This window comes from Sporosarcina sp. NPDC096371 (assembly GCF_044762865.1).
Taxonomy (GTDB): Bacteria; Bacillota; Bacilli; order Bacillales_A; family Planococcaceae; genus Sporosarcina.
Genome location: NZ_JBIWFE010000004.1, coordinates 223,060 through 241,927 on the forward strand (window position 1 = coordinate 223,060; position 18,868 = coordinate 241,927).

Here is an 18,868-nt window from a genome sequence, read left to right on the forward strand (position 1 = left end):
TTGCCTTTACCAGCAAGTAGGAGGGCAGTCTAAAAACGCCACGTCCTGTGGCAACAAGGAAGGATGCAGTTCAATCCTTCCCTACTGCATAACCTACATCCTGTAGGCCCAAGCGACTCGAGGGGCTAGGCGCTGGAGCCTAGACGCAAAATCTATACGTCGTAAATTATCCACAGTTCGAGATTTTATTATTTCCTAAGCAGTAAGAAATGCATCAGATGCTCGGGGAATAGCCATAAAAAAAGCGTTTCATCAGTCTTGAAATCGACTGGTGAAACGCTTTTTTCTTACACTTTTTTTATTAGTATGTGCACCGTCTTCAGTCGCAAAATACAAGGTGCTAAAGAATACAGATACGCATCATATTTTCTTAATCTTTACCATTAACGGCCGAAACCGCGTCCGAAGCCAGGACCTCCAAAGCCGGGACCTCCAAATCCAGGGCCTCCAAAACCAGGACCTCCAAATCCAGGACCTCCATAACCACCCATTTGAGGACCATATCCTCCTCCAAATTGTTGACCACCCGCCGGAAATACTGTTGATCCTTGCACATTTCGAGTTGTTTCCGTCACATAGCGACGTGGCACAATTACGTTATGCACCCGGTTCACATTCACTATAGGCTGAATAACAGGAACTTCCTGCCGGACGAAACTATCATGACAACGATACTGCGGTGGGCATACGATCGGTTGCATTTGATTGCTTGGTTGCATCTTATTGCAGCCACACTGGTTATGCATCTTATTGCAGCCGCCGCACAATCCATGCATTCCATGCATTCCATGCATCTGATTAGAGTTCCACTGTCCGTGTTGCATCATACTATCACCTCCTCCATCTATTACATGTGAAAAGCTGGAGGACAAACGGGCTACCAACTAGAAAGAAAAAGAAATGCTGTGATCTATGATTATTTTTTGCGCATTCTGAATGCATACTTCAACGTGCGGATCATGATTAACAGTGGAGACGATAAAGAGATAATGAATGCTATGAAAATAACTTTATTGAACATATTCCAGCTATCCTCTAGATACATTGAATAATTCAGTCTGATAAAAATGAAGGCAATCACAAAAATGTATAGTTCCAAGACAGTCGCCGATAATACCACTTTTCGAACTTGCGCTTTCTTCTCAGCAGGGTCGTATGTAAATCGCGGTATTTCAGCCCCCTCTTCATACGGTTGCGCCCATAAAGAATACTTCGTGAATGAAGAGGGAGAAGTATATCTCAGTTGCCAACCCGCACTTTTATGAACATCAAAGTAAGAAGGAGACGTTTTTAATTGATAATCAAATACATACGACATACGTTTGGGTTCCCCTTTTTCAAATACAAATCTAAAGCCCGGTTTTCCGATACGGACAAGATGATTACCTTCCGCCGCCATTTCAGCCAACCAGCTTTCCAGTATGTCTGGGGCATGCATCCAACCAAACTTCCATTTGGTAAATGTATCACCAACAGACTCCTTCACATCCACGTCCACAGCCCCGCCAAAAAACTTCTTCTCAAAGCCCCTTAGCTTTTTATTAATAAAAATAGCAAGACCCATAACGATTAAAATCTGCAAGAAATAGACGACTGTCACTGACCAAAATGGACTCGGTTCAACTGTACCAATACCCCTAAGTATCATAGTTAAGGTGATGATCATCATGATCAACGGCATAACATAGAAGAATGCCAATCCAGTCAACACATAGAAGTGAATTCTATTTCTTTTCAATACGCCTTCACGCGAAGGAAATATACTTATTTCCTCAGATTTATTTTTCATGAACTTCCACTTTTTCTCCGATAGTGTTTCTTCCCACCCCGCCTCTTCTAACTTTCGAGGAAACGCACTTTGCGATTTGTCATAGACAACTTGAAAGTGAGCGACTTCAGCGGTCGTCCGATTAAATGTAAACATTCGTGTCATTCGATTTACATCCTTCAAGCTATTCCCCTTCGCCGCCATTTCCTTCAGCCAAGATTCCGTCTTTTCCACATCATAACTCCAAAGTGGTCGCCATTTTTTCATCGTCATTGGAATTCCCCCTCATGCTTGATCACATTGGCATGTAACTCCTTTAATCGTCCCATCTCATGTCGCATGAGCGCTTTTCCGACATCCGTAATTTCATAAATTGTTTTGCGCTTTTCATCTGCATAGACGGTAATAATTTCATCTCGTTGCATTTTCGTCAGGGTGCCGTAAATTGTTCCAGACCCAAGCACCAGACGGCCTTCCGTCAATTCTTCCACATGCTTAATAATGCCATAGCCATGACGTGGCTCTATCAATGACAGCAAAATGTAAAATGCCGTCTCCGTCATCGGGCTATATGACTTAATCACTTTTTCTATTTTCAAGCGGAATCACATCCGTTCTATACGCTACTATGTCACAACGCTACTGTATCACGTCGTGACATAGTAAGTAAACTATATTCTGATAAATTGAAATTCCCCCCGCTATTGGAGGGCCTTGCAAAAACTGAACTGCTTTTTAGTAAAACTGGAATACCTATCCCCAAAACTCGACTCCCCCGAGAGAACTAGGCTACCTAGCTGTCAAACTCAACTACATTTTGACAGAACTGAACTACCCCTAGACCACCCCCGGAATATCAAGCGGCAAATCGTCCTATTCCATAGAAAAATCCCCACATCTCTGTGGGGATTGCAGTTATTGATAATCACGCGGTAACTCTTCTCCACTAAAGCCATTCCGTTCTCTTAGCTTTTTTATGACTGGTTCATCTTCTTCAAACTGTTCGTAAATGGGGCCACCCTCGCCAATCATTTTCTGTGAAGCGATGAAATCCTGGTTTTTCCTAAGCTCCAACTCAGCTGGATCAATAGGTAAACGTTCCATATCAATCACCCTCCTCTACATTTTAACCGTGGCTACATGCGATGAGAAATAACTCAATTCACTCTTTCTATCATCACACTGAATTTTCTGCCAAACGTAAATATTTGCATCTGTATCATGTTATTATTTATCCGACAAGGTTATACTAGCTATAATGAAGGAGGTCATTTTATGAAACGCATTGTATTATTTGACGGCGATTGTAATTTTTGCGATTCAAGCGTGCAATTCATTATTAAACGTGACCCTGTTGGCCATTTTCTTTTCACTTCCCTGCAAAGTGACAAAGGCGTGGAATTGTCAAAGCAATATTCCATTCCACCCGATGTCGATAGCTTGGTGTTGATTGAAAACGGCAAAGTATTCACAAGATCCTCCGCTGCGCTTCGTATTGCAAAAAAGTTGGATGGTTTATGGCATCTGTTATTCTTATTTATACTCGTCCCGCGTAAAATCCGTGACACTGTATACGATTATGTCGCGAAAAATCGTTATAAATGGTTCGGCAAAAAAGAAGAGTCCTGCATGTTGCCGCCACCTGAAATGCGTAAACGATTTATCTGAACAACAGCTATTTAATCCAACCATAAAAAAGGGGCTACCTCATCCATTACAATGAGATAGCCCTTTCCTATTCGCTCATACTTGCAATTCCTTATTTTCCTCCGCCGTAAATGCACGTGACCTCGTCAAAAAGCGCTTGCCTTCCACGCCCTCGAGCGAAAACATACCACCACGGCCATCCACAACATCAATGATGAGCTGTGTATGTTGCCAATACTCAAATTGGTTTTTGTGCATATAGAACGGTGTCCCTCCAATATACCCAAGAAGGATGTCTTGATCACCAATGATCAATTCCCCATCTGGATAACACATCGGAGACGAACCGTCACAGCAACCGCCCGACTGGTGAAACATCAAAGGGCCGTGCTTCTTTCTCAAAAAGTCAATGAGTTCAAGTGCAGCGTCAGTTGCGATTACGCGATGCGTCATCCACACTCTCCGTCCTTCCCCTTAAAAGAAGCCTTGCTTATTTTCACTGTAACTCACCAGCATATTTTTCGTCTGTTGGTAATGGCTCAACATCATGAGATGATTTTCACGACCAACACCAGATGCTTTATAACCACCAAATGCAGCATGTGCCGGGTAGGCATGATAACAGTTCGTCCAAACACGCCCTGCTTGAATACCGCGACCGAAACGGTAAGCTGTATTCATATCACGTGTCCAAACACCTGAACCCAGACCATATAATGTATCGTTCGCAATTTCAAGCGCTTCTTCTTTTGTTTTGAACGTTGTCACCGAAAGGACAGGACCAAAGATTTCCTCTTGGAAAATCCGCATTTTATTGTGCCCTTTGAAGACAGTTGGCTTGATATAGTATCCACCTTCCAATTCACCTTCCTGATGGTTTTGTTCTCCACCTATCAGACATTCCGCGCCTTCTTGCTTCCCAATATCTAAATAAGATAAGATTTTCTCCATCTGTTCAGTCGATGCCTGCGCACCCATCATCACTGTAGGATCAAGCGGGTTACCTGTTTTAATAGCTTTTACGCGTTCAATCGCACGTTCCATAAATTTATCGTAAATTGATTCTTGGATTAATGCGCGCGAAGGGCATGTACACACTTCCCCTTGATTGAGTGCGAACATCACAAAGCCCTCTACAGCTTTATCCAAAAACGCATCATCTTCGTCCATAATGTCCTCAAAGAAGATATTTGGTGATTTCCCGCCAAGCTCCAATGTTACCGGAATCGCGGTTTGCGAAGCGTATTGCATAATGAGACGTCCAGTTGTTGTCTCACCCGTAAACGCAATTTTACCAATACGCGGACTTGACGCAAGTGGTTTACCCGCCTCTAAACCAAAACCATTAACAATATTCAAAACGCCAGCTGGCAATAAATCTTCAATTAACTCTGTAAGCACTAAAATAGATGCAGGTGTTTGTTCTGCCGGTTTCAACACAACACAATTCCCTGCGGCAAGTGCTGGTGCAAGTTTCCACACCGCCATTAACAGTGGGAAGTTCCACGGGATAATTTGTCCAACAACGCCAATTGGCTCATGGAAATGATACGCCACTGTGTCATTGTCAATCTGGCTGACCCCGCCTTCTTGTGCTCGAATCGCACTTGCGAAATAGCGGAAATGGTCGATGGCAAGTGGCAAGTCTGCATTCAGTGTCTCCCGAATTGCTTTACCGTTTTCCCACGTTTCTGCAACCGCCAGCATCTCCAAGTTTTCTTCGATACGATCAGCAATTTTCAATAAAATATTAGAACGCTCTGTAACAGATGTTTTCCCCCAAGCATCTTTCGCGGCATGCGCTGCATCGAGTGCGAGTTCAATATCTTCCGACGTCGAACGTGCCACTTGTGTAAATACTTTGCCCGTCACTGGAGTTGGATTGTCAAAGTACTGTCCGTTTACGGGTGCAGTCCATTTGCCCCCGATAAAATTATCATATCGTTCCTTAAAATTCACCTTTGCTCCTTCTGTGTTTGGAAAAGAATAAATTGGATTTTCTACTGTTTGAACCATTCCCATTCCTCCTTGTGTGTTGAACTTTTTACACCCAGCTACTTTACGTTACAAATTTCTATTGTATGCATCCACCCCAATAAATTATCGATGTATGCGTTTACAATTCTATTAAAAACAAGCTTGTCTATAACTCTATCAGACTACACTGAATTATTCAATTATTACCCCCTATCACATCTTCATCAATTGTTAACTTCCCGGTAATAGTTTGTTCATACTTTCCCATTAGGATAAAGGTAATCAGATTGAACGGGAGGAATGCATGATGGATAAAGATTTAGATAAAGAATTAGAAACAGTACAAGAAACAGAAGTAGAAATTATGCAGGAAATTGTGAAGAGACCTAAGAAAAAAAACAAAACGGGTAAACGATTTTTATCAACAATTGGGGCTGGCGTCGTCGGGTCAATGCTGACATTGGGGGTCGTCGTTAATACAGACCTTTTGCAACCAAGTTCTGCTGAAACAACACCTGTTGCCACACCTGCAGCTCCCTATAATGTGCAACAAACAACCGTCAAAAACCCAACTTCACTTGCAGATATGGTCGAGCAAGCATCCAGTGCGATTGTTGGGATTGTAAATTATCAAAACTCAGGTAATCGCTTTGCACAAAATTCAGAAGCAGTTAAAAGCGGAACAGGCTCGGGTGTTATTTACAAAGTTGAGGGCGATAAAGCCTATATCGTCACCAATAACCACGTCATTGACGGGGCGGAAAAGCTTGAGGTCACTTTGGAAAGTGGAGACAAAACAACAGCTGAACTGGTCGGTAAAGATGCACTAAGCGATTTAGCTGTACTAACCATTGATGCAAAGTATGCCAAGTCAGTCCTTGAGTTCGGCGACTCTGATCAGCTGCGTGCGGGTGACGCAGTCGTGGCAATCGGTAATCCGCTTGGCCTTGATTTTTCCGGTACGGTCACACAAGGTATTGTCAGCGCAGTCAATCGAGCCATTAACGTCAATACATCTGCTGGCGAATGGGAAATGAACGTCATTCAAACAGACGCCGCCATTAACCCTGGGAATAGCGGTGGTGCACTACTGAATACAGCTGGCCAAGTCATTGGTATTAACAGCCTGAAAATTTCCGAAAACGGTGTTGAAGGACTTGGCTTTGCCATTCCAAGTAACGAGGTCATTCCACTTATTGAAGAAATGACCTTACACGGACAAGTTGAACGCCCTTATATCGGCATCGGGCTTGCAGATCTTTCACAAGTCCCACCTATGTATTTGCAAAACCTTCCCCTTGATGTAAAAGGCGGCGTGATGGTCACAAACGTCGATCCATTATCCGCTGCTGGAAAAGCGGGACTCGCTGTTGAGGACGTCATCACAGCTATAAATGGGACCGACATTGCAAATCCTACGGAACTTCGTAAGTTCTTATACTCCGAACTAAACGTTGGCGATAAGGCTACTTTCACCGTTTACCGCGGTGCACAGTCAAAAACGATCGAAGTTACGCTTACTAGCAATAAAACAACAACAGAATAATCTCCAGCCAAAGACCTCAGGCCCACCTCGTGTAGGCCTGAGGTCTTTGCAGTTGCATATTTTCTATTTTCGCTTTACTTTGAAAGTATCTATATATAAATGAGGGGAGATGCAGTCCATTGAAAATTTTAGTAATTGAAGACAATGAGAGTGTCTCTTCGATGATAGAACTCTTTTTTTCAAAGGAAGGCATCGAAGGACAATTCGAGAAGGACGGTCTTGAAGGCTATCGCCGTGCAAGCGAGGCGACTTGGGACTGTTTAATCGTCGACTGGATGTTACCGGGAATGGACGGTGTTTCAATCTGTCGTAAATTAAGGCAAGAAAAATACGCAGGTCCGATCATCATGCTCACCGCCAAAGACAGCGAATCAGACCAAGTACTGGGACTCGAAATGGGTGCAGATGATTATGTGACGAAACCATTTAGTCCACTTGCGTTAATGGCACGCATTAAAGCCGTAACCCGTAGGTATTCAACACAACCCGTAAACGAGCAAGAAAAAGACATCATTGAAACCAGTCATTTCACCATCAATCACACCACACGCGAAGTCACATTGGATGGCAAGCCCGTCCTGAATTTAACGCCGAAAGAATTCGACTTGCTAGCCCATTTTGCCCAACATCCGAAACAGGTATTTTCACGCGAGCAATTATTAGACAATGTCTGGGGCTATGATTTCTACGGCGACGACCGCACCGTAGACGTCCATATCAAACGGCTCCGTACGAAAATCTCGACGGACGAGCAACCTTTTTTCCATACTGTTTGGGGCGTCGGTTATCGATTCGATGAAACATTGGGTGACGGTAAGTGAAAGTAAAAGTGAAATACTTATACCAGCAACTCGCAAGCCATGTCAGCGTCATTGTCATCGCCTTTTTAATCTTGAGTTTGCTGTTCTCTCATTATGTCGAACAATTTGTCTATGACAGTAAAACCGAAGAACTTGCGACGTATGGACAAACCATTCTGCGTGACCTTGATCGCAATCCGCGCAATACAACGGGTACCCTACAAGCCTACGAACATGTATTAGACGGCCGCGATATTCAATACATCTTATTTGATGAGCAATCCGCCATTATTTATTCCACAGAGTTAAAAGCACCGGTCATTGGATTATTGAGTGAGGAAGAATGGCAAGAGATTAAGAACGGCAAAACAGTCACGGTTAAACAGGATTTCGAACGTTTCGACGAAGCCGTCACATTTGTCCTCCTTCCCTACATTCAACATAATCAGTTTGTCGGCGGAATCCTGTTGACGTCACCTATTAAAGGCTCACGTGAAGTCATTGCGCAAATGAATACCTATTTGATATTCACAATGATTCTCGCATTGGTGGTTGCTTTGTTAGTCAGCTGGATTTTATCGAATTTCCATGGAAAACGCATCAAACGACTTCGCGAAGCAACTTCACTTGTTGCACAAGGAGATTACACCGTACGTATCCCATCCGCTAACGTCGATGAAATCGGTGAACTGGCTGGAGATTTCAACAAAATGGTCGAGAAATTGGATCTGTCTATGGAGGAAATCGAAAGCTTGGAAAACCGCCGGCGTCAGTTCATGGCAGACGTTTCCCATGAATTACGGACACCACTGACAACCATTCGAGGCATTATTGAGGGCATGAGAAATGACATGATTTCAGAAGAAGAAAAAGAAAAAGGATTTCAACTTGCCAGCAACGAAACGATGCGGCTTATCCGGCTCGTCAATGAAAACCTCGATTACGAAAAAATCCGTTCCAACCAAATCACATTGCTCAAACAAGATATCCAGCTCGTTGAATTGTTGGAAATTATCAAGGACCAACTTGATGGTGTCGCAGCTGAACAGCAGGACAAGATCATTGTCGACGTCGCACCCCATGTAACCGTGCACGCCGATTATGACCGACTCACGCAGATTTTGATTAACATTACGAAAAATAGTATTCAGTTCACCGACAATGGTACCATCTTTTTACGCGGCTATACGCGTGATGATATGACCGTTATTGAAATTGAAGATACCGGAATTGGCATTGATCCGGAAGACATTGAAAAAATCTGGGGTCGATTTTATAAGGCCATTGTGTCACGAACCACAAATCCATACGGCGAATTCGGACTTGGTCTATCCATCGTCAAGCAACTTGTTACGATGCATAACGGAACCATTGACGTGACGAGCGAAAAAGGAAAAGGGACGAAATTTATAATCACTTTGCCAAATTAGCATCCTTCGTAATAATTTGTTCATATTTGTCATGTACCATGAGGGATATCAACTATTTTGGAGGAGTATACATGTCTAAAAAATGGCTATACCCACTAGTAATTGCCGGTATCCTTGTGACGGCAACAGGGTGTTCACAAGAGAAAGATGAAACAGTAGCAACAGTTGGCGATGAAAAAATTACAAAAGAGGAATTGTACGACACGCTTGTGAAAACTTCTGGACAACAAGCCCTCGATATGATGATTGAAGATAAGGTGATTGCATCGGAATTGAAGAAAGAGAAAGTAACCGTTTCTGATAAAGAAGTCGAAGAAGAGCTTGCATCACAAGTCGAAAGTGTCGGTGGAGACGAAGCCTTTGCCGCTGCGTTAAAGCAAAGTGGCATCACTGAAAAGGAATTCAAAAAAAGTATCACTGAATTTTTGTCTATCAAAAAAATCGTCGAACCACGCATTAAGATAACAGACAAAGAACTTAAAGCTTATTTCGATGAAAACAAAGAGTCGCTTAACCAAGCAGAAGAAGTTAAAGCTAGTCATATTTTAGTAGAAGATGAAGCAACAGCAAAAGAAGTGGCGAAAAAGCTTGCTGAGGGAGGAGATTTCACAGCACTTGCGAAAGAATACTCCACAGATACATCAAACGCTGAAAAAGGCGGCGAATTAGGCTACTTCGGCCGCGGGAAAATGGTTGCTGAATTTGATGAAGCTGTATTTTCTATGAAAGTTGGTACCATTAGTGCCCCTGTGAAAACAGAATTCGGTTACCATATCATTCAACTAACCGATAAAAAGGCAGCAAAAGAAGCTGTTTACGAAGATAGTAAAGAAGACATCAAAAAGTTATTACTCGAAAAAGGCATGCAGACCGAGTATGGCGTTTGGTTGGATGAAGTAAAAGAGAAGTATGATATTGAAAACACGTTGTTAGGAAAATAAGTAGTACGTGAAACGGAAAAGCTGAAGCGGCTTTTCCGTTTTTTTCGTGTACTGGGCATAACGTGCTCCAAGACGGTCATACACTTGATTATTTGATGCAGATTGAATCACAATAGTATTTGACGTTGTTTACCTACAAGCCAACGCATGCATGGTGGTATCGTCCATCCATACGTAGAGTCGCCGAATTTAAAAATGAAGAAAGGAGTTATTCTTATGAGTTTCATCGCTTGGACCATTATCGCTTGTGAAATCAGTTTCTGGGTCGTTATCTTACTTGGTCTCATCACACGTTATCTATTCAAACGCGAACGACTCGGCTTTTTCTTCCTTGCTTTAACACCCGTGATTGATCTACTTTTACTCATCGTCACAGCAACCGATCTGTACAATGGAGCAACTGCAACCCAGGTGCATGCCATTGCGGCTATCTACCTTGGCGTGTCAATTGCTTTCGGTAAAAGCATGATCCGCTGGGCTGACGAACGGTTTGTGTATTACATTCAAAAACAGGGATCGAAACCGGTACGGAAAGCTGGCATGGCGCATGCACGTCATTCTATGAAAGGCTCCCTTCAACATCTACTCGCCTACATCATCGGTGCCGCATTCCTATTGGCGATGATTTATTTCATCGATGACCCTTCTAGAACGGAAGCGTTATCTGAGACGTTGAGATTATGGGCACTCGTGCTTGGTATCGACTTTGTCATTTCCATTTCTTATTTTATTTGGCCTCGACCTGAGAAAGCAAAATGAGTTCATTCAAAAAACAGGGTACCCTCATATGCGGGGTACCCTGTTTACTCATTTATAAGCCATCGTAGCTCGAACAGCCTTTTGCCATCCACCGTATAAATCATCGCGTACTTCTTGCTCCATTTCAGGTTGGAACGATCGGTCTAGATGCCAATGCGCTGCAATTTCAGAGCGATCCTTCCAGAATCCAACCGCCAGACCTGCCAAATAAGCTGCTCCTAATGCTGTCGTTTCATTAATCACCGGACGTTCAACTGGAACATTCAACAAATCACTATGAAACTGCATCAAGAAATTATTCGCGACTGCACCGCCATCGACGCGCAATGTTTTCAATGAAATTCCTGAATCTGCTTCCATCGCATCCAAGACATCTTTCGTCTGATAAGCGAGTGCTTCCAACGTTGCCCGAACGAAATGTTCTTTCGATGTACTCCGCGTTAAGCCAAAAACAGCTCCTCTTACATCGCTGTCCCAGTACGGGGCGCCTAGCCCAACAAATGCAGGAACAACATAAACGCCATCTGTTGAATCCACGCGTTTCGCATAGCGTTCACTTTCAGATGAATTCCTGAACATTCTCAGCCCGTCACGTAACCATTGAATGGCTGAACCTGCCGCAAAAATGCTACCTTCAAGCGCATATTCCACTTTTCCATCAATTCCCCATGCAAGCGTCGTTATCAAACCATGCTCAGATTTAACGGCCTTTTCACCTGTATTCATGAGCATGAAGCAACCCGTTCCGTATGTACTCTTCACCATGCCACTGTCAAAACACGCCTGACCAAACAGCGCTGCCTGCTGATCTCCTGCAATTCCTGCAATCGGAGCTGCATAACCGAAGAATAAATCCTCATCTGTATGCGCGTAAATTTCGGATGAAGGGCGAACTTCTGGAAGCATCGATGCCGGTACACCTAAGATATCGAGCAATTCTTGATCCCATTCCAAGTCGTAGATATTATACATAAGCGTTCTTGAAGCATTGGAATAATCGGTCACATGCGTTTTACCACCAGATAACTTCCAAACCAACCACGTATCAATCGTGCCGAATAACAGATCGCCCCGCTCCGCCTTCTCTCTTGCACCAGCCACATTGTCCAAAATCCATTTTACTTTTGTGCCGGAAAAGTAAGCGTCAATGAGCAGGCCTGTTTTATCGCGGAACATATCACTATGGCCCTGTGCTTTTAACTCTTCACAAATATCAGCCGTTTGGCGCGATTGCCAAACAATTGCATTGTAAACGGGGTCGCCCGTATGTTTATCCCATACAACAGTCGTTTCACGCTGATTCGTAATACCAATGCCTTCGATTTGCTCGGCATCAATATTTTTTTCAGATAGCACACCTGCGATCACAGCTAATACCGAACTCCATATTTCATCCGCTTTATGTTCAACCCACCCAGACTTCGGAAAATACTGTGTAAATTCCTGTTGAGATGAATGAAAAATCTTACCCTCTCTATCAAATAAAATAGCCCGCGAGCTCGTTGTCCCTTGATCGAGTGATAAAATATATTTTTCAGTCATGTTGTTCCCTCCACATTCTATTTTGAATCTAACGCACCCTTGGTAACTCGTTCTATCTTAACAACTGCTGTTGCTTTTTTAAGCGTAAATTGTGCACCTAACAGAACGGCCAATACGATCGCTCCAACAACCCAAAACGCAACGCTATTGACGCCTGTAAAAAATTGTTGATAAAACAGTGCACCGAACGTCCCACCAAGAATTGGACCGACAATCGGCACCCATGCGTAACCCCAATCGGACGGACCTTTACCTGGAATCGGTAAAAAGAAATGTGCAATTCTCGGACCTAAATCGCGCGCTGGATTAATCGCATATCCAGTCGTTCCACCCAGAGACATACCAATTGCGATAATAAGCGCACCAACAATTAACGGATTCAATCCTTCTGTAAATTCATTCGCTCCAATCATCAACAACCCGAGGAGTAAGGCAAATGTACCAATCATTTCACTCGTCAAATTTGACAGTGGATGGCGAATCGCAGGAGCTGTAGCAAAGACACCTAGTTTCGCATCTTGATCTTTCGTTTCTTTCCAATGAGGCAAGTATTGGAAGTAAATGATCACTGCCCCAATGATAGCCCCAATCATCTGCGCAAGTATATAGCCAGGTACATCCGCCCACGGAAATTCTCCGATCGACGCCATTCCAATCGTTACCGCCGGATTCAAATGTGCACCGCTGACGCTACCTACTGCGTAGACACCCATCGTAACGGCAAGCCCCCATCCAAGGGTTATCACAATCCAACCCGCGCCTTCTGCTTTGGATTTTTTCATAACTACACCGCCAACAACGCCGGCACCAAAGATGATTAAAATCATTGTACCAATCAATTCCCCTAAAAATGGTGTCACTTTCTCTTCCTCCTTAGTTATTGTAAGCGGTTACGAACGAAACAGAACAAAAGAGCAAGCGCCCAGACACGAAAATTTTACGGCGGTACTTGTCCTCCGTTCGAGATTTTATTATTTACTGAGCAATAAAAAAGTCCACATTTAATCATCCGCATAAATGCGGAATGAAAAAATGTGGACCTCAACACTCAACCACTTCTTATTAACCTACCCACAAGTCTAGTAAGGTTTCAAAGTATTGTCAACCAGTTTGTATTAAAAAGAATCGGAGTCTTTCATGAACGCTGCCCACAGCTGCTGATTGGACGTTGTCACTGCTTTCGCTCCAGCATCCAGCGCAGCCTGAACATGTGCTTCCGAACGAATTAACCCACCGCTAATAATCGGAATGCCGGTTCTTTCATGCACTTCACTAATGATTTGCGGAATGACACCGGGTAGAATTTCAATATAATCCGGCTTTGTACGTTCGATTAGCGAATAACTTTTTTCTAAAGCGATCGTATCCAATAAAAACATCCGTTGAATCGCAATGATGCCTTTCGTTTTCGCTTTCATAATCATATTGGAGCGGGTAGAAATAAGGCCCGCCGGACGTATATCATTACAAAGAAACTCAGCAGCGTAATCATCCGTTTTCAATCCTTGGATTAAATCCGCATGAATAATGATCTTTTTACCATGCCGATCTGCTTCCTGTTTAATCGTTTTGAGATTACTGATATGCACTTCCAACAAGACGATATATTCATACGGGCTATTTAGTAAGGCCTCGAGCTGTTTCAAATGGCGCAAGGCTGGTAGAATTTTCTGTTCATGAAAAGGCACGTCATCTTCACTCTCCTGTTGAACATCTACGATTCAGTATACGTGTATTATAACTCGACTGCAGTCGTTGCACACTCAATCTCCTGTTGCAATTCATCTGCATAGCGAACTTGCTGCTCTTCCGACCAACCGAAAATCTTCGCCATTTCAGCCATCACTTGTTCCTTCCATTCCATAACCGTCGCAATATCAAATAATAAAGCACCCGTCCTTCTGATAAAGAAATCAGTAGGCTTCACGGCCATTTCATGATGAATGGCATACATCATTTGTGCATATAAAACGCGTGGTAGCGGCGTGTCATTGTTTTCTAAATAAGTAAAGACTGCATCACTATTTGAACCATACATCTTCACTAGTTTAAGGCCTTGTTGTTCATCCAACCCTAGACGCTGCGCTTGCTTATTCTTGGCATATAAAAATTGTTGTAGCTTCGCGGAGCCGCCAACATCACCGCCGGAAATTGGGAAATGTTTCGTTTTACATGGACCAATTTGTCGGTTCCCTGTAGCGCCCAATTTTTCTACAACCATGCCAACAACCGTTTCCGCCATTTTGCGGTAGCCTGTTAATTTCCCGCCCGCAATCGTGATGAGCCCTGTATGAGATTCCCAGATTTCATCTTTCCGTGATATTTCAGAAGGGTTTTTCCCGTCTTCGTGAATGAGTGGACGTATCCCTGCCCAGCCTGACTCGATATCCTTCTCCGTAATTTGCAAATCAGGGAACATATAGCGAATCGCACCCATGATATACGAACGATCCTCGGTTGTAATTTTGATCGTCGCGCGGCTTGCATCATAAAACGTATCCGTCGTTCCTACATAGGTTTTACCATCTCTCGGAATGGCAAACACCATGCGTTTGTCAGGCGTATCGAAATAGACGGCTTGTTGTAGTGGGAAGGCAGATTGATCGAACACCAGATGGACCCCTTTGGATAAAATCAAGTGCTTCTCGCTCTTAGACCCGTCGACTTCTCGCACATCATCTACCCATGGACCTGTCGCATTGACAACCTTTGTTGCGCGAACGGAAACCGACATGTCTGTTAACATGTCTTTAATTTCCGCGCCCACTACCTGCTTACTATCGTTATATATGAACTGATCCGCCTTGGCATAGTTCGTAATCACTGCACCATTTTCCACTGCAGTCTTGATGACTTCCATTGTCAGACGCGCATCGTCCGTGCGGTATTCTACATAGACACCGCCACCGAGCAAGCCATCCTTTTTGACAATCGGCACTTTGCGAATCGTATCTTCGAGTGACAGCATCGTTCTGCGTTCCTGTTTCTTCACACCCGCCAAAAAGTCATAGACGCGCAGTCCAAATGAAGTCGATAGCTTTCCGAAAGTACCGCCTTTATGAAACGGTAGCAGCATCCATTCAGGCGTTGTCACGTGGGGACCGTTTTCGTACACAATCGCCCGCTCTTTTCCGAGCTCCGCTACTTCCTTAATTTCAAACTGCTTTAAATAACGTAATCCACCATGGACAAGTTTAGTCGAGCGACTTGAAGTACCTGACGCAAAATCCTGCATCTCCACAAGCGCAACTTTCAAACCGCGCGTCACCGCATCCAAAGCGATACCCGCACCCGTAATTCCCCCTCCAATAACGAGTAAATCAAATTGTTCACCTTCCATTTTTTCAAACGCTGCATGTCTTTCCAAAGCTGAAAATGTACCCATTTTTATCTTCTCCCTTTGTCATCTGTTTTTGAAATTCGATATTTTAAGAACAAAAAAGAGACCACAACGCACACTACTGCATATTCGCAATAATGTCGTTAGGTCTCTCATTCGCTCAAACCGTATCTATTAACTTACATTCATCTTATCATATGCAGATACGTTTGGGAACTCTTGCGCTGTAGATTGATTATGAAAAACCGACCCCTTCAGGTCGGTTTTCATATATTATGCGTTCAAATGTGTCAGTGCTTCAGCAACTTTCACCGTACGTTTCGCTTGGTGATGAACTGCTGCTTTGATAGCTGCTTCGTCCTCAACAATTTTTCCATCCTGTCCAACTGTAACGCTTGTTCCATACGGGTTTCCACCAGCCGCAAATGTTACCGGATCTGTGAAACCTGGCGCTGCAACAATTGCGCCCCAATGGTACATTGTTGTGTAAAGAGAAAGAATCGTCGCTTCTTGTCCACCGTGTGGGTTTCCAGCAGAAGCCATTGCACTGACCGCTTTATTCGCAAGCTTACCTTGGAACCAAAAGCCACCCAATGTGTCGATGAAAGCTTGTACCTGACTAGGCATATTCCCGAAACGCGTTGGTACGCTAAAGATAATCGCATCTGCCCACTCAAGGTCAGCACCTGTTACAACTGGTACGTCTTTTGTTGCTTCAACATTCGCTTTCCAACTTGGTGTTGCATCGATTGCAGCTTGTGGAGCAGTCTCCGCCACTTTCATCAATCTTACCTCAGAACCTGCTGCCTTCGCCGCTTCTGCTGCCCATTGTGCCAACTGATAATTTGTACCGCCTGAACTGTAGTATACGATTGCTGTTTTTACGTTTGTCATATTCTCCATCTCCCTAGTTGTTGTTTTTCCAAAAATTTTATCTAAAAAACCCATTGATTACTCACCATTTCTTTTAGTCATTTACTTACCAAAACCTATTTCAAACCATTCCGCCGCCGCATCGACTTCCGTTCGCGTCAACGAATGGCCATTCATTTCCCAATGCACCTTCACTTGTGCACCGGCATCTGTCAGCAGTTCATCCAAATCCTCAGCCTCTTTCGCTGGACACATCGGGTCATTTTTCCCCGCGGCGATAAACACCGAGGTATCCGTTAAATCGGGCAATGCAATGCCACGTCTTGGCACCATTGGATGATGAAGAATTGCCCCCTTTAAAGCGCGCGCATGATGGAACAGCAGGCTCGCAGCAATATTTGCTCCATTAGAATAGCCAATTGCCACGATATTCCTGCGGTCAAAATCATACTTTTGAGCGGCTTCGTCAAGAAAATCATTTAATTCTTGCGTACGGAAAATCAAGTCTTCCTCATCGAAAACCCCTTCAGCCAATCTGCGGAAAAAGCGTGGCATACCATTTTCAAGGACATTTCCTCGAACACTTAGTACTGAAGCTTCCGGATCGACCAAATCGGCAAGTGGCAATAAATCATTTTCTGTCCCACCTGTGCCATGCAACAATAACAACACCGGTTTCGCTGCATTTGTTCCTTGTTTGAATAGATGTTTCATTGATTAACCACTCCTAGAATTTAGCGATTTTCTTTACTAGCCATAGCTCAAGAGCCCCTGCTTCAAAGTCGACATTTTCCTGTGGGCGCCCACCGCTAGCAGTTATATGTTGAATCCACACTGGCTTTTTATATAATATCTCGAATTCAACATATCTTGAATTCGAGATAACTTTATCAGATAGAACGGTCGTTGTCAAAGGGCTTGTTCGAATTTATTGGCGAAACCTATTCAAAACTTGAACAACGCCAGTACTGCCAAGCAATCACCCGTGACATCCACGCGAGTCCTTTACTTTCTACCTGATGAATGGGTAGCCAATTTCCGCCTTCCCCGCGCGCCATATAAATTTCATGATGGGGAGCTTGGTCATGATAGCCCGTCATGTCAAACGTACCATCCCGCCGCAAAACCGCTTGGACTTCATAGTCGATTGCGGGTGCAGTCGTTAGCGGATTACCAACCGCATGGGTGACGTGAAATCCCGACTCCCCTGATCCATGGTCCAACCTCTTCAAGCGTATCCCCTCATGCGAGGCAGTGGCTTGTCCGCGACATTGCTTCCATCGGCTATAGGCAATCGAAGGGCCAACTGTCTTCGTAAACGTTAGCGGTGCTCGCGCTTGATCATAAGCTAGCTCTATATCTACTCGGGTTCGAAAGCTATCCCCATTCACATCAAACCCTCTGTCATCCCCTTGGAAGTAATGATTCTTCGATAATATATTTGGGTTCTTGACCCATTTATCTGCTAAAAATGTGGAGTAGCGGAATTTCCAGCGCTCCACATTCGGACGACGCAACCGATCTTGAATAGGCGTCAACAATTCTTGCGGTTTCGCAATCCACTTCATGACAGAGAACACTTCAACCGCTGCAGCTTCTTTCGATGAAACAGGATTTAGCACACCAAAAACTGTCGTGACCATCGACTTGCTGATATTAAATCGATCTTCCGACTTCGAAAGCGGACGCTTTGAACGAATGGTATATCGGTATGTTTCATCCAATGAAAAGTCTCGATCAATGTAGCCATTCGTTGTCACTGTTGTCATATATATATCATTGCGAAACACATCATACTCCTCCACATCGGTCATTTCCTCCCAGGACAACGCGATTTGCGTCTTTGCAACGATGGTTGTCATGACGAGCGATTGAAGGGGGTTATCCTTATTCTTGTGCTCCGCAAACGCTGAGGTCTGTAGCGCAATTACCTCGACCACTTCCCCGTTTTCCACACGCTCAATCGCGTAGTTGTAAAGCTTCGCATGCTTAAAATCGCCATCGCTAAACTCCGGCACAGTCCCTTCGTACACATGCTCAGTATCTTTATAAACGTGGTAGATTCCACCCACATCATTCCATGAAAAATAAATGAGATCCGCTTGATGCACAACGTTTTTAATTTCAAAAAACATTACGTTCCGCCTCCTTATTTCAAGTGTGCGGTTCTTAACCAACTACTAAACATCGCATATGTAAGTCTTGCCAATAATCAAACTTGTGTTATAGTTATGTTGAAAATTGA

19 protein-coding genes are annotated in these 18,868 nt (G+C 43.8%); 6 read left to right on the plus strand and 13 right to left on the minus strand.

All coding sequences use genetic code 11. The features are described from left to right. Positions 1-383: 383 nt before the first annotated feature. The 4 genes from ACIQ0H_RS12665 to ACIQ0H_RS12680 form a co-directional block, all read right to left on the minus strand. Entirely contained in the window at positions 384-827 is a 444-nt protein-coding gene (locus ACIQ0H_RS12665) for a hypothetical protein (protein ID WP_403415109.1), read from the minus strand. Between the two features lie 89 nt (positions 828-916). Beyond that, positions 917-2,041, minus strand: a complete 1,125-nt coding sequence (locus tag ACIQ0H_RS12670; RefSeq protein ID WP_403415112.1) for a DUF2812 domain-containing protein — start codon at positions 2,039-2,041, stop codon at positions 917-919. Then, the gene (locus ACIQ0H_RS12675) at positions 2,038-2,367 is read right to left on the minus strand and encodes a PadR family transcriptional regulator (RefSeq protein WP_403415115.1); all 330 of its coding nucleotides are present in this window, start codon (positions 2,365-2,367) and stop codon (positions 2,038-2,040) included. The genes ACIQ0H_RS12670 and ACIQ0H_RS12675 overlap by 4 nt, the downstream gene beginning before the upstream one ends. A gap of 316 nt (positions 2,368-2,683) precedes the next feature. Next, positions 2,684-2,872, minus strand: coding sequence for a hypothetical protein (locus tag ACIQ0H_RS12680; RefSeq protein WP_403415118.1), 189 nt, complete (start codon positions 2,870-2,872; stop codon positions 2,684-2,686). Between the two features lie 171 nt (positions 2,873-3,043). Here ACIQ0H_RS12680 and ACIQ0H_RS12685 point away from each other — a divergent pair, with 171 nt between their 5' ends. Continuing rightward, on the plus strand, positions 3,044-3,436 hold the full coding sequence (locus ACIQ0H_RS12685; RefSeq protein WP_403415121.1) for a thiol-disulfide oxidoreductase DCC family protein: 393 nt from the start codon (positions 3,044-3,046) through the stop codon (positions 3,434-3,436). A 75-nt stretch (positions 3,437-3,511) separates the two neighbouring features. On the opposite strand, the gene ACIQ0H_RS12690 is transcribed toward ACIQ0H_RS12685, so the two are convergent. Beyond that, positions 3,512-3,868: a DUF779 domain-containing protein gene (locus tag ACIQ0H_RS12690; protein ID WP_403415124.1), complete on the minus strand. Its 357-nt coding sequence runs from the start codon at positions 3,866-3,868 to the stop codon at positions 3,512-3,514. 21 nt (positions 3,869-3,889) lie between these two features. Next, positions 3,890-5,431, minus strand: a complete 1,542-nt coding sequence (gene adh, locus ACIQ0H_RS12695; RefSeq protein ID WP_403415127.1) for an aldehyde dehydrogenase — start codon at positions 5,429-5,431, stop codon at positions 3,890-3,892. A 268-nt stretch (positions 5,432-5,699) separates the two neighbouring features. Between adh and ACIQ0H_RS12700 the strand changes: the two genes are divergently transcribed. From ACIQ0H_RS12700 to ACIQ0H_RS12720, 5 genes are all read left to right on the plus strand, one after another. Then, positions 5,700-6,938 (plus strand): S1C family serine protease, encoded by a 1,239-nt coding sequence (locus ACIQ0H_RS12700; RefSeq protein ID WP_403415130.1) that lies wholly within the window; start codon positions 5,700-5,702, stop codon positions 6,936-6,938. Positions 6,939-7,057: 119 nt separating this feature from the next. Next, complete coding sequence (locus ACIQ0H_RS12705; protein ID WP_403415133.1) at positions 7,058-7,759, plus strand: winged helix-turn-helix domain-containing protein; 702 nt, start codon at positions 7,058-7,060, stop codon at positions 7,757-7,759. Further along, positions 7,756-9,168 carry a sensor histidine kinase gene (locus ACIQ0H_RS12710; protein ID WP_403415135.1) on the plus strand — a complete coding sequence of 471 codons (1,413 nt, stop codon included), beginning with the start codon at positions 7,756-7,758 and terminating at the stop codon, positions 9,166-9,168. The genes ACIQ0H_RS12705 and ACIQ0H_RS12710 overlap by 4 nt, the downstream gene beginning before the upstream one ends. Positions 9,169-9,239: 71 nt before the next feature. Further along, positions 9,240-10,109, plus strand: coding sequence for a foldase protein PrsA (locus tag ACIQ0H_RS12715; protein WP_403415138.1), 870 nt, complete (start codon positions 9,240-9,242; stop codon positions 10,107-10,109). A gap of 216 nt (positions 10,110-10,325) precedes the next feature. Then, a complete protein-coding gene (locus ACIQ0H_RS12720) occupies positions 10,326-10,868 on the plus strand; it encodes a hypothetical protein (protein WP_403415141.1) in 543 nt (180 codons plus the stop codon). Between the two features lie 48 nt (positions 10,869-10,916). On the opposite strand, the gene glpK is transcribed toward ACIQ0H_RS12720, so the two are convergent. From glpK to ACIQ0H_RS12755, 7 genes are all read right to left on the minus strand, one after another. Further along, positions 10,917-12,410: a glycerol kinase GlpK gene (gene glpK / locus ACIQ0H_RS12725; protein WP_403415144.1), complete on the minus strand. Its 1,494-nt coding sequence runs from the start codon at positions 12,408-12,410 to the stop codon at positions 10,917-10,919. 17 nt (positions 12,411-12,427) lie between these two features. Next, a complete protein-coding gene (locus ACIQ0H_RS12730; RefSeq protein WP_403415146.1) occupies positions 12,428-13,270 on the minus strand; it encodes an MIP/aquaporin family protein in 843 nt (280 codons plus the stop codon). Positions 13,271-13,525: 255 nt separating this feature from the next. Then, positions 13,526-14,098 (minus strand): glycerol-3-phosphate responsive antiterminator, encoded by a 573-nt coding sequence (locus tag ACIQ0H_RS12735; RefSeq protein WP_403415149.1) that lies wholly within the window; start codon positions 14,096-14,098, stop codon positions 13,526-13,528. Between the two features lie 47 nt (positions 14,099-14,145). After that, positions 14,146-15,795, minus strand: a complete 1,650-nt coding sequence (locus tag ACIQ0H_RS12740; protein ID WP_403415151.1) for a glycerol-3-phosphate dehydrogenase/oxidase — start codon at positions 15,793-15,795, stop codon at positions 14,146-14,148. Positions 15,796-16,023: 228 nt separating this feature from the next. Next, the gene (gene wrbA / locus ACIQ0H_RS12745) at positions 16,024-16,698 is read right to left on the minus strand and encodes an NAD(P)H:quinone oxidoreductase (protein ID WP_403415154.1); all 675 of its coding nucleotides are present in this window, start codon (positions 16,696-16,698) and stop codon (positions 16,024-16,026) included. 27 nt (positions 16,699-16,725) lie between these two features. Beyond that, entirely contained in the window at positions 16,726-17,337 is a 612-nt protein-coding gene (locus ACIQ0H_RS12750) for an alpha/beta hydrolase (RefSeq protein WP_403415156.1), read from the minus strand. Positions 17,338-17,564: 227 nt separating this feature from the next. Continuing rightward, a complete protein-coding gene (locus ACIQ0H_RS12755) occupies positions 17,565-18,758 on the minus strand; it encodes a DUF3238 domain-containing protein (RefSeq protein WP_403415159.1) in 1,194 nt (397 codons plus the stop codon). Between the last annotated feature and the right edge of the window lie 110 nt (positions 18,759-18,868).

Coding starts and splice junctions, on each gene's coding strand:
- ACIQ0H_RS12670 (WP_403415112.1), bottom strand. CDS start 2,041: ATGACGATGAAAAAATGGCGACCACTTTGGAGTTATGATGTGGAAAAG.
- ACIQ0H_RS12690 (WP_403415124.1), bottom strand. CDS start 3,868: ATGACGCATCGCGTAATCGCAACTGACGCTGCACTTGAACTCATTGAC.
- ACIQ0H_RS12740 (WP_403415151.1), bottom strand. CDS start 15,795: ATGGGTACATTTTCAGCTTTGGAAAGACATGCAGCGTTTGAAAAAATG.
- ACIQ0H_RS12700 (WP_403415130.1), top strand. CDS start 5,700: ATGGATAAAGATTTAGATAAAGAATTAGAAACAGTACAAGAAACAGAA.
- ACIQ0H_RS12750 (WP_403415156.1), bottom strand. CDS start 17,337: ATGAAACATCTATTCAAACAAGGAACAAATGCAGCGAAACCGGTGTTG.
- glpK (WP_403415144.1), bottom strand. CDS start 12,410: ATGACTGAAAAATATATTTTATCACTCGATCAAGGGACAACGAGCTCG.
- wrbA (WP_403415154.1), bottom strand. CDS start 16,698: ATGGGTTTTTTAGATAAAATTTTTGGAAAAACAACAACTAGGGAGATG.
- ACIQ0H_RS12680 (WP_403415118.1), bottom strand. CDS start 2,872: ATGGAACGTTTACCTATTGATCCAGCTGAGTTGGAGCTTAGGAAAAAC.
- ACIQ0H_RS12665 (WP_403415109.1), bottom strand. CDS start 827: ATGATGCAACACGGACAGTGGAACTCTAATCAGATGCATGGAATGCAT.
- adh (WP_403415127.1), bottom strand. CDS start 5,431: ATGGTTCAAACAGTAGAAAATCCAATTTATTCTTTTCCAAACACAGAA.
- ACIQ0H_RS12755 (WP_403415159.1), bottom strand. CDS start 18,758: ATGTTTTTTGAAATTAAAAACGTTGTGCATCAAGCGGATCTCATTTAT.
- ACIQ0H_RS12685 (WP_403415121.1), top strand. CDS start 3,044: ATGAAACGCATTGTATTATTTGACGGCGATTGTAATTTTTGCGATTCA.
- ACIQ0H_RS12720 (WP_403415141.1), top strand. CDS start 10,326: ATGAGTTTCATCGCTTGGACCATTATCGCTTGTGAAATCAGTTTCTGG.
- ACIQ0H_RS12715 (WP_403415138.1), top strand. CDS start 9,240: ATGTCTAAAAAATGGCTATACCCACTAGTAATTGCCGGTATCCTTGTG.